The 9986-nt window shown below is 43.9% G+C and carries 9 protein-coding genes; 3 read left to right on the forward strand and 6 right to left on the reverse strand.

Going from position 1 to position 9986, the window contains the following annotated elements:
* Positions 1 to 229 precede the first annotated feature (229 nt).
* Both FFM82_RS11880 and FFM82_RS11885 read right to left on the reverse strand, forming a co-directional pair.
* Positions 230 to 1582 (reverse strand): SLC13 family permease, encoded by a 1353-nt coding sequence (locus tag FFM82_RS11880; protein ID WP_170178292.1) that lies wholly within the window; start codon positions 1580 to 1582, stop codon positions 230 to 232.
* A 2-nt stretch (positions 1583 to 1584) separates the two neighbouring features.
* Positions 1585 to 3372, reverse strand: coding sequence for an FAD-binding protein (locus FFM82_RS11885; RefSeq protein ID WP_137646023.1), 1788 nt, complete (start codon positions 3370 to 3372; stop codon positions 1585 to 1587).
* A 203-nt stretch (positions 3373 to 3575) separates the two neighbouring features.
* Here FFM82_RS11885 and FFM82_RS11890 point away from each other — a divergent pair, with 203 nt between their 5' ends.
* Positions 3576 to 4472, forward strand: a complete 897-nt coding sequence (locus FFM82_RS11890) for a LysR family transcriptional regulator (RefSeq protein ID WP_137646024.1) — start codon at positions 3576 to 3578, stop codon at positions 4470 to 4472.
* Positions 4473 to 4812: 340 nt separating this feature from the next.
* Here FFM82_RS11890 and FFM82_RS13590 read toward each other — a convergent pair whose 3' ends face one another.
* Complete coding sequence (locus FFM82_RS13590) at positions 4813 to 4962, reverse strand: hypothetical protein (protein ID WP_170178293.1); 150 nt, start codon at positions 4960 to 4962, stop codon at positions 4813 to 4815.
* A gap of 97 nt (positions 4963 to 5059) precedes the next feature.
* On the opposite strand from FFM82_RS13590, the gene cls reads away from it, so the two are divergent.
* Positions 5060 to 6538 carry a cardiolipin synthase gene (cls, locus tag FFM82_RS11895; protein ID WP_170178294.1) on the forward strand — a complete coding sequence of 493 codons (1479 nt, stop codon included), beginning with the start codon at positions 5060 to 5062 and terminating at the stop codon, positions 6536 to 6538.
* Positions 6539 to 6580: 42 nt separating this feature from the next.
* On the opposite strand, the gene FFM82_RS11900 is transcribed toward cls, so the two are convergent.
* From FFM82_RS11900 to FFM82_RS11910, 3 genes are all read right to left on the reverse strand, one after another.
* The gene (locus tag FFM82_RS11900; RefSeq protein WP_137646026.1) at positions 6581 to 7366 is read right to left on the reverse strand and encodes a tyrosine-protein phosphatase; all 786 of its coding nucleotides are present in this window, start codon (positions 7364 to 7366) and stop codon (positions 6581 to 6583) included.
* A gap of 81 nt (positions 7367 to 7447) precedes the next feature.
* Positions 7448 to 8428, reverse strand: coding sequence for an SIR2 family NAD-dependent protein deacylase (locus FFM82_RS11905; RefSeq protein WP_137646027.1), 981 nt, complete (start codon positions 8426 to 8428; stop codon positions 7448 to 7450).
* A gap of 2 nt (positions 8429 to 8430) precedes the next feature.
* Positions 8431 to 9111, reverse strand: coding sequence for a hypothetical protein (locus FFM82_RS11910; protein WP_137646028.1), 681 nt, complete (start codon positions 9109 to 9111; stop codon positions 8431 to 8433).
* Positions 9112 to 9275: 164 nt separating this feature from the next.
* Here FFM82_RS11910 and FFM82_RS11915 point away from each other — a divergent pair, with 164 nt between their 5' ends.
* Positions 9276 to 9863, forward strand: coding sequence for a TetR/AcrR family transcriptional regulator (locus FFM82_RS11915; RefSeq protein ID WP_137646029.1), 588 nt, complete (start codon positions 9276 to 9278; stop codon positions 9861 to 9863).
* The last annotated feature ends 123 nt before the right edge of the window (positions 9864 to 9986 follow it).

The raw sequence follows: 9986 nt of genomic DNA on the forward strand, positions 1-9986 counted from the left end.
AGAAAATACACGTAGAGATTAAAAATAACAGTTTATAATGAAATCGAACCAAAAAGCGTAATTTTCTAATACAAAGACAATTGGAGTGATTTCTGAATGACTTTGTTGCTATAAAGGGAGACGAACAACTCAGTATAGGGATTCCGAATAAATATAATTTCGAATATGCAAACTGGGTTTACGGACAATGAACGAAATAAAAAATATCTTTTTCGTCATTCGATTACGCTTACCTAAATGCACCTAACACGACGCCAAGTAAGACCCAAACAATTTGACAAGCGGTCATTGGTAGAAACATCAGCCGGTAAAATTGAGAAATATTATATTCGCCACCAGCTAGGTCCATCGCTAAGTAAACCTGAGGGCGTTTAGGATCAACCAGAGCACCCATATTCATGAATAGAGTTGCTATAACAATCATGTTGTCAATTCCGTATTTGGCCATTAAGCCCATTACTAATGGGATAAGAACGTAGTACCAAGTATCGTTAGTGAACATTAACATTAGAGGAATTGCTAGCAAAGCTAAGATAATGTAGATCCATGGACCAATCTGACTTGGAATGATTTGAATAAAGGCCTTCAAGACTTGATTCATCATGCCACTATATTCCATGACACCAACTAAAACCCCTGAAAGCAGGATAGTCGGGACTACTGGAAGCAATCCAGAAGCATGCTTCTTGAGAATCTTTTTTTGTAGTTTGAGGTCTGGATAGTTAACTGCCAAGGCAACGACCAAGCCAACAGCAAATAAGTAATAGGATGGGAAAGAAGGTAAGACAATCATACTTACTACGGACAATAAAATCCAAATTAGGTTAAATATAAAAAGTTTTGGACGAGCTAGATCTTCTTTGTTTTTATCTTGTATAACCGAAGGCCGAGATTCTTCTTCGAAGGATTTGGAAATTTTTTCAATGAAATCTGCGCCCTCTTCCTTGATTAAACGGTTCTTTTCTTTAATGCCAATCAAGTAAGCCAGCACAATTGTTAGAACTAAGAAAATGGCATCAACCGGTAGTAGTTTCATAAACAATTGGGCTGGAGCGTTATTAACTTTAGGAATTAAGGAAGCTGAACGCAACATCTTGTCACTCCAAGGCCAAACATACGCGAAGACTGTTCCCACAGAGGTTAAGAATAACAAATACATTCTACTCATCTTGAATTTTTGATAGAACGGGAGCATTAATGGAATTGTAATCACAATTACTGAAGTTGTTCCGGCACTTAAGCCGGCAATTAAACAAACAATAATATTCAGAATCGTAACTGAGACTGGCGTAATATGGGTGCGTTTGACAAGCCAACCAACCAGAATGTTAAAGAGTCCAGCATCCGACATTACATCAAATAATAGTACGATAAACAGCGTTATCAGCGCGACAGGAATCGTTGTTTGTAGCCCCTTACTGACATAATTACCTACCTGAGTAACATTTTTACCTAGTAAGAATGCAGCGATTACAGGAATGACTGCGAAACAAATCATTACACCCGCTTTATTGGCCAACAGTAGGTACATGATGATGGCTAACATGCCTAACGTAATGACAACTGCATACCAATCAATCATGGTCATGCCTCCCCATTAACATTTTTCAAGGCCTTATTAACAGCATCTTTAAATGCATTACTTGAAATCGTGGCTCCGGAAACTGCATCAACGTTGGCATCCTTTTGATTCATCATTTGCTGGGATAATTTATTAATTGCTTGTTCACCAACTGATGGCGTTTCTTTTTCTTGCAAAATTTCAATCTTGTTAAGCTGCTTATTATCATCGACCGTCGTACGAACAACAATTGGGATTTCACTTAAACCGTTGGCACTGATACCAATGCCCTGGTTATGATCAACAGGGAAATTGATTGGGCTTTGATGAGCATCCGTCTTTAGGTAATCTGGTGTTTGGGATGCACTAGTTACCGCGTCAACTTTTAGTTGATGACTTTTTGGCTTGGCAGCATTAATTCCGGCTATCTTACCAGAGATTAATAGATCAGCTAGGGAGTTACAGCCAATGTACTTAGTCGCAAAAATATCACCAAACTCACCGGCTTCATATAAATGTGGAATTGGACGATTATTGACGTCTAAAACTTCACATTCACTGTTCCGACGGCCGCCGCCGTGAGTGTGTAAAATGTTGTGACGAATCGGGATAGCATAGAAGGGACCGTCGCCAAAAATTCTCATCGTCTTTATTTCACGATTAAGATAAATGTCTCTACCAGCACCAACCATGAAGTTAAAGTCTGAGACTGCTTGTTCTAGCTTAGGTGTATTAATAGTAGTTGCTAATTCTTGAATTGAATTTGCCTTGATGGCATAGGACAATAATTGCTTAATCTGACCAGATTTTTCACTTGTATCATTTATTAAATAATCATATTGTTTTTGGTCAAAAATGATGTGTGGATGGTTTTGATTAACCGGTTGTACCCAATTTCCATGATTATATTTAAAACCATGACGGTCTTGTTCATTTTCACGATAATATCTGGTGCCATCGTCGCCGGCTACAAAAATACTTCCGTTAAATAATGATTTCCATTGAATCATATAGGCGAATTTCTCGCGCGCATCACCATGATTTAAAGAAAAACCGTGGCTATCGTAGTTGGTGTGCCATAATTGACCACCAATTTCCATTACTAGTTTAATGCCTTGCCCCTTGTTGTAGAGTGAACCAATGGGGGCTAGTGAACCTTGGCCTAAAAAGTTTTGTACCATATCTTGGTTATTTTCATAGCCCCCCAAACTTAGAATCACGCCGTTCTTTGCATGAACGTTTATATCTTGATCTTGACGCTTCATTTGAACGCCAACAACGGTTCCGGTATCTGGATCTTGAATTAGGTGTTCAGCAGGGGAATCATACCAAATTGTGATTTTATCTAAGCGTTGATAGACTTGCTTTCTAAGAAACTTCCAAAAGGCACTGTTGTATTCGCCATGAGTAATAAATTGGGACTTCATTGAATCTGAATGCCGATATTCAGGATATTCACCGTTAGGACGATGACCACTGTACCAAGACTCAATGCCAAAGTGTTTTCTGGCGTACTCTTTCATGTTGCAGACATTTTCAACGAAAGTATTTAGAACTTTCTCGTCATACTTAAATGGATAATAAGTTTGAATATAGTAATCTTTTAAATCATCGAAATTATCACTCCAAGAAAAATCACCGCCAGAATATCTGGTGTTACCGCCTTCGTGACCCTCAGGGGCGGAATCAATTAATAAAACTTTGGCATCGTGATCTGCGGCAAACCTAGCAGCAGAAGCACCGGCTCCTCCAAAACCAACGATGACAACATCGTACTGTGCATCCCACTTTTTGATTTTATTAGTTAACATTCTTTTTCCTCCTCAATAGAATTGATTTGTAAACACTTACATCATATAAGAGAAGATTCTTTGTGCAAATTTACTCAATTTAAATTTTTAATAACTAACATAGTAAAAGAACGCCATAATACCAGTGTTTAAGGCGTATTTTTCTAAAAAGGGTTATAATAAACAAAAATTTGTTTATAAAAAAATATTATAAAGAGGACGTAATGAAAGATAAAGATTTAAAAATTTTCAATGAGTTAGTAAAATTGAAAAGCTTTACTAAAACTGCTGAGTATTTTGATGTAACCCAACCGACCATCTCATTGACTATCAAAAGATTAGAAAAACAATTTCACAATAAGTTGATTTATCAGACTAGTAATCAAAGTGCAATTATGCTGACGAATGCGGGACATGTATTGTACTTAAAATCTGAAGAGATATTAGCTGAACTAGGAAAGCTGAAATATGATGTTGAACATGCTAACGACCGCTTATTACGAGTGGCTTTTTGTGGCTTTGGTGGTGATCGTTACATGGCCGATATTGTCGAACGATTCAATCAGCAGGGACTTATTAACATGTTGGACACTAGACATGAGCTAGCCTCGACAGCTTTCAAAGAACTAGATCACGGTGAATTAGATGCTATGGTTTATTCATGGTCATCTCCAGTTAGTAATCCTAAATATGTCATTAATAATATTGCAAAAGGTGAGTTAGTTATGATTGTTTCTAATTCTCACCATTTTGCGTACCGTAATACTATTTCAATAAATGAATTAAAACACGAAAAATTTTTGATTCGAGAATCCGGAAACTACACCAGGGAAGTTTTATTATCTTTGTGCAATAACGCCGGGTTTAAACCTGAAATAGCCTTTACAGCAAAATCTAGGCAATTAATGATCCAACTAGTAGAAAAAGGGATTGGGATTGCCCTAGTCATTGATAAATTAGTTGAAGATAATCATCACATTAAGGTCATTAGACTACCTGAGGAACAAAAAAGGTGGATGTACGTCCAGATTGCCGTTAGAAAAGATTTAATTCCAAATAAAAAGCAAAGTAAGGGAATTAAGATTTTAAATAAGTTTCATACAGATGACGCATTAAACTAATCATGGTACGTTATTCAACAAAATTTCAAAAGGAGGTGGCCAAGTAATTCCAAGGGTCGGTGAGTAGTTATTGAATGGTTGTCACTAATTAATGAGAGTGGTTGTTTAAAATTTTAGTACATTTATAGAATTACTTGCCGCCCCTTTAAACGAGCTTTGAATTGGCTTTTAAGCGTGCCACAGCCTTGCTTTCGTGCAGGCGGAGTGGATTGGCAGATTAGCAATAGCTAGTCATAAAAGTTAGTTCTTATGTTGAAAGTGTACAACTGGTCATGAGTGGTAAATAAAAAAACACCGACCGTTAACTGGTAGGTGTTCAATCATTGGTTGTTGTGAATGGTTAACGGTGACGGCGGTAGTAGTTGTAGCCGATGGCAAGGACGATGAGGACCAGTAAGATGCCGATGGCGGCGCGTGGGCCGACCGCGCGTTCCGTTAAGTGGAAGGTTCGGATGGGGCCGAGCCCGTGAATGCCTAGAAATAGTTGCATGTGAGTTCCCCCTTGTTTTTGATTATTACGGTTTTTATCATGAAATGCAAAAAATACGGTCACAAATGATTATTATTGCAATGCGTTATGCGGTAAAATGGGGCTATCATGTAATAGGTGGGTGCCTTCATTGCAATTTATTCTGCCAATTTTTAATACGATTGTTATCATTAACGCGGTGGCAGCGGTTTTCACGGTCTTTCGTGACCGGCGGGACATTGCGGCGACGTGGGCTTGGCTACTGGTTCTTATTATGATTCCAGTGGCCGGTTTTATTGCGTACGCCTTTATCGGCCGCAAGTTACCGAAAAACCGTTTGTTTAGGTTGAAAAAAGAGACGCAAATACGGTTGGATCAGATGATTCAGCGGCAACGCGAAGAGCTGGGGTCGGACTTAATGCCGGCGGACGCGGTGACTAGTTCGGTGCGCGGCATGGTCAGTTTGTTTTTGAACTCGGACGGGGCGTTACTGAGCCGCAAGAACCGGGTCAAAATATTTACGGACGGTCACGAGAAGTTTCACGCAATGTTTCAGGATATTGAGGCCGCGAAACACCACATTCACATTGAGTATTATACGTTCTATAACGATAAAATTGGTAACGACTTGTTGCACTTGTTGGAACGTAAGGCTGCTCAGGGGGTTGATGTCCGGGTGCTGTATGATCCGTGGGGCTCGATGGGGACTTTCCGGAGTTTCTTTAAACACTTAGAGGAACTGGGGGGCCACGCCCGGCCGTTCTTAGGGGCGCATTCAGCAGTCCTTGATTTCCGGCTGAACTTCCGCGATCACCGCAAGATTGTGGTGACGGATGGCCGGGTCGGTTACGTTGGCGGCTTTAACGTCGGTGACCAGTATCTGGGCCGTAACGAAAAATTTGGGTATTGGCGCGATACCCACCTGCGTATCGTGGGTTCCGGCGTCTTTGAATTACAGGAACGCTTTATCCGGGATTGGAACGCCACCGATGCGGACCACCGGATCGAGCCAAGCACACAGATTTTTCCGGTGATCAAGGTCAAGGGGGACACGTCGTTACAAATCGTGTCCAGTGGTCCCGATAACGACGGTCAGCAAATTAAGATGGGCTACATTAAAATGATTATGACCGCGCAACACCGGTTATGGATTCAGTCACCGTACTTGATTCCGGATGATTCGGTGCTGGATGCGATTCGGATTGCCGCCATGTCGGGCGTCGACGTGCGAATCATGGTGCCGGATAAACCGGACCACGCGTTTGTGTACCGGGCGACGCAGTATTACGCCCACGAACTTGCCGAAGCGGGGGTTAAGATTTATTACTATAATAATGGTTTTCTGCACGCTAAGACGATGGTAATCGATGGGCAGGTGGCCTCGGTCGGGTCGGCCAACCTTGATTTCCGGAGCTTTAAGTTGAATTTCGAAGTCAACGCCTTCCTGTACGATACGGAACTGGCCAAACAATTAGAAACGATTTTCTTGCGTGATCAGGATCTAAGTAGCCTGATTACCGTACAAGACTTTAAGAACCAACCGCTGTGGTTGAAGTTCAAGCAAACTTTCTCCCGCTTGTTATCACCAATTTTATAAGAGTAACCAAAAATGGGACCCGCTGTTTAGCAGGTCCCATTTTTAGTCGTCCAAGTAGAGCATTTTTAAATCGTTGATGTCGGCGACCGATAAGCCGAGTACCTCGTGAAGGTAGCCAATCCCGCCACCGTAAAGTTCGTCAAAGACGCAGAAGACGAGTTTTAAATTAGCGACTTCGACCGACATTTCGACGTTGAACTGGCTGGCTAAGTCGCCGGCGTTGGCCTTAGTAATGATCGTTGCGGTGTCCATGCTGTCGGCTGCCATGAAGACGGCGTTGGTCAACAGGTAATCTTGTAAGATCGTTTTGCGGGGAACGTCCAGTGCCGTTAAAATCAGTGCGGCGGCCACGCCGGTACGGTCCTTGCCGGCGGCACAGTGAAACAGGACTGACTGGTTCGGTTCCGTGTTGGCCAACAGCGTGGTAAAGAACTTTTGCCAGACCTTGACCGGATGACTGTCAGTCACCATCTGGACGTAGGTTTGCGCGCCAAAGGATTCATCGGCGACCAGCCGTTTGACCAGCTTCTTTTGATGACGGTCGAAACAGCGGTTATCGGCAAACGGGTAGACCGACGTATTTAGGTAAGTCGTGCGCTTAGGGTAGCGGTCGGGTGAGAGCTTGGTCTCACTTTCCTGCCGTAAGTCGATGTCGTAGCGTAAGCCGTAGTGGTCCAAGTAGTGCAGATCGGCCTTGGTTAAGAGCGACATCCCGCCGCAGCGTAATAGTTTTTGCCACTTAACGGTTTTTCCGGCGGTGGTTTGGTAGCCGCCTAGTTCGCGGAAGTTGATACCGTGTTGTAGGCGTAAGACCCGGTTATGTTCCATAGCTGATTACCTCGATTAGTTGATACTTTTAGTATAACCGCTTTCATCACCGGTGTCAGGGCCAATAAATCAAAATGGACACTACTTATTTAGTTCTTGGCGGACGTCTTTTAGAACTTGGCGAATATCGTGTTTAATGGCCGTTCCCTTATCTTCCAATGCTTGTGGCAAGAACTGGTAGTCACGGTTGACCATCACGTCGTAAGCACCGGGCATGTTGCTGGTTAGCGCCCAGAACGGTTCCTGGATGAACATTGGTGTCAGGCGACCAACGCCAAGTTCGATGAAGAGGACGTGCTTGTCATGTAAGTGGACATCAACGTCGTGCGAAATCTTTTGATACTGTTCTTGGTAGCGACTGCCCTCAAGAAAGTTCCCGTAGCCGCGAACCCATGGGAAGGCTTCGGCGCCACAGTCGGGGCACCGCGGGATCAGGTCGTCAGGTAGGACGGTCGTGTCATGTTGTTCCAAGTAGTCGTACATCGTGTCAATTTGGTCGGTGGCGTCCCAGACGTCATCGTGACACTGCTGACTGCACTGGAAGAAACGGTGGTCCCCTTGAATCTGGGCGACTTTATCTTCCGGAAAAGCCTTGATGGCCTGGGTGTCCTGATTGGTCGTCAGAATAAAGTAATCCTTATCCTGCAGGATGGCTTTGAGGTCTTGATAAGGTTCACGAACGGCGGCGTGGAGCGTCGTGTGCAGGTAGGTCGTCAGGTAACCCCAGAATTCGCCACGGCTATCCCACTGGTGCTGCATGCCGGCAAAGGCGCCCTTGAAGTGGTACTTGTCGTAAAAGCGCTTGAAGGCTTGCTGATAAGACGGGGTCGCGGCGTAGTAAAAGTCACCACCGCCAGCGGCCGATAAGCCGGAGGCACCGCCAACGATAACGTGGTCGGCCGCTTTGAGCTTTTCAGCAAAGGTTGCAATTTGTTGCGCGTAAGGTAACGGCTGCTTTTCGGTTAACTTGATGGGGGTGCCACCGCTTGCGTAAACACCGTAATACTTAGAATAGTTCACCTGGGTGCTCATTACGAGTTGTTCATAAAAGGTTTGGTTCATTTTTAGGGCTCCTTTACTAATGCGTTGAGGGTTTGGGTCAAATCGCCGGCGACGGCGGTACTGCGGGATTGAATACTAGGTAAAATATTGATCTGGTCAGCGAGGTTAAGCGTCAGGTAGTGCCATTGCGACTGTGCCGCGACTAGCTGCATCAACGGTAACTTGATTAACCGGTTAGCCGCGCCGATGCCCAGTTCTAACTGAACGACGTTTTGCTGCGCGTGGCTTTTGACGAACGCTTGGAAACGCCGCTGTTGGGCTTGCCAAGCCGGAGACTGCATGGCTAAATCAAAAAAGTTGCCTTCGATTTCCCAGATCTTGGTGGAATCAAAGCCGTTTTGTTGGAAATGCTGATCAGCGTTCGAAGTGATGACGAAATAGTCGCGCTGACCGATTAATTGTTGTAATTGCTGGAACTGGGGTGCCCCCGCGTAATCATAAATTAAATAGCGGCGTAGTTGATGGTCAAAGCGTTGGCGTGCCTCGTCCGGTAGTTGCACCTGGGCACCTTGCAGAATACTGGTGATGCCGTATTCGGTGGCTAGCGAGCCAAAGTAGCGTTGGAAGTCAGCGTTATTAGCGAAAATATTGACACCTTCACTGATTGAAAGCCCGTTGCTGGCGCTGATTAAGACGGCGTCGGCGGCGTTCAAAAGCTGTTTAGCGGTCTGGAGGTTTGACATACAGGTAAGACTCCTTTACGTTATGATTAGTTATGGACAGGTTGTCATGAACTTGATGCGACTAGGATAATCAAACCAGCGTTAAAAGTGAAGAACAGTTGCGGACGAAGTGTCCGTTGGTGGACAGATTTTTAAAACTGTCTTGAATTTAAGGAGGAATCAGCATGTCAAAACCAGTACGAAAAATGGATCGGCGAACGGTATACACGTTAACGGTCATTAAGGACGCCTTTATCGCGTTGATCAAGCAGAAGAGTTATGAAGATATTACGGTGGTGCAGGTTTGCCGAGCGGCCGACATCACACGGTCAACCTTTTACCTGCACTATGATAATTTGAGTGGGGTGTTGAACGCCGTGCTAGACGACGCCCTGATGTTCAGTGGTCGCCAAGTCGGTATGGTTAGCGATAGTGCCCCGACGACCATTGATGAACTCAAGGGAAATGAGTCCCAGCTAGCGGCTTGTCAGCGGGTCGCCGATTCGGATAAGTATCACGATTTATTAATGGACCCGGCGTTAAGTGAGTACATTATTGGGCGGATTCTGACTCACGAGCATGACCGGATGGTACCGGCCATTCAGAAGCGAACGGGGCTGAGCAGAGCGGATGCTGAAACGATTTTTGTCTATACCGTTCACGGTTCGTTCGCCATTAATCGCCAGAATAAGTTTATTAAGAATGAGGCTTGGTACCATGATTTACAATTACTGAATCAGTTTTCGAACGGCGGGTTTAGTGGCTTTAAATAAAAAAAGGGCGCCGAGCTGGATGTTTGCTATAGTCCCCTTAAGGTTGACAGATGAAAAACTATAATTTCGTCTATCAACTCTAAGGGGATTTTACTATGCCTAGAAGCAAATTCACGGCCGAAG

The sequence above is a fragment of the Lactiplantibacillus plajomi genome, assembly GCF_005405405.1.
GTDB lineage: Bacteria > Bacillota > Bacilli > Lactobacillales > Lactobacillaceae > Lactiplantibacillus > Lactiplantibacillus plajomi.